Raw genomic sequence first — 466 nt, forward strand, 5'->3', positions numbered from 1 at the left:
ATACGGACTAAGACAGTCTAAACAACTACGAAATTGGATAAAGATATATAATACTCATGGAAACTTCAAAACAGAAAGCGGTGGAAGTCAAATGAGTCAATCAAGAAAAACAACCTTCAAAGAACGGGTGGAAATTGTCCACTATTGTATTGTGCATGATCATAACTATGGCAAAACGGCTATCAAGTATCAGGTATCGTACCAACAAGTACGTAATTGGGTACTAAAATATAAGGAAAGGGGCGAAGCCGGCTTAAAAGATCGTCGAGGACATCGAGCTGGAACAGAACCCAGTCGGACACCAGAAGAAGAAATGCGTGATCGACTGGCTGAACAAGAACGCAAAATTAAACTGTTAGAAATGGAAAATGACCTCTTAAAAAAAGACAGGGAGTTAGAAAGGAAGTGGGACTAGACCTCATCCGTCATATCTTTGAATACCAAGCAATTAAGGAACTCCATGATC

Annotated in this window: 1 protein-coding gene; it reads left to right on the forward strand. The window is 39.7% G+C overall.

Features of this window, described 5'->3' with window-relative positions; genetic code table 11:
• On the forward strand, nucleotides 1-415 hold a 415-nt coding region (locus CHM34_RS18405; RefSeq protein ID WP_206093846.1), incomplete at its 5' end, for a helix-turn-helix domain-containing protein.
• Nucleotides 416-466 lie beyond the last annotated feature (51 nt).

The organism is Paludifilum halophilum, assembly GCF_002245355.1.
Classification (GTDB): Bacteria; Bacillota; Bacilli; order Thermoactinomycetales; family DSM-45169; genus Paludifilum; species Paludifilum halophilum.